The sequence below is a fragment of the Terrisporobacter petrolearius genome, assembly GCF_020748185.1.
GTDB lineage: Bacteria > Bacillota > Clostridia > Peptostreptococcales > Peptostreptococcaceae > Terrisporobacter > Terrisporobacter petrolearius.
In genome coordinates this window covers 1-252 of record NZ_JAHZMO010000237.1, presented here as the reverse complement: position 1 = coordinate 252, position 252 = coordinate 1, and the positions used below count along the sequence as shown (strand labels likewise).

General features: G+C 33.7%; 1 protein-coding gene and 1 pseudogene. One reads left to right on the top strand and one right to left on the bottom strand.

All coding sequences use genetic code 11. From position 1 onward, the window contains the following. On the top strand, window positions 1-85 hold an 85-nt coding region (locus K0040_RS20470), incomplete at its 5' end, for an IS3 family transposase (protein WP_228109180.1). Between the two features lie 41 nt (window positions 86-126). On the opposite strand, the pseudogene K0040_RS20465 reads toward K0040_RS20470, so the two are convergent. Continuing rightward, window positions 127-252, bottom strand: a pseudogene (locus K0040_RS20465) (transposase); the annotation flags it as partial.

Sequence of the window (252 nt, the reverse complement as noted above, 5' to 3'; positions counted from 1 at the left end):
TTACTACAATAATTATAGATATCAGTGGAATTTGAAAAAGCTGACTCCTATTCAATATAGAAATCAGCTTTTAATGGCGGCTTAGCCACTCTTTTTTTCTAGTGTCCTTGACAAAGGGTCCACTTTAATATACGCTGCTAGTTTTTTAATTACATGATTATCTCTCACCGAAAAATGAACAGCATCAATAAATATTATAGGATAAACCTCACTCAGCGGACGCTGTTGCCAATCTTTTATTTCAGGAAGTAA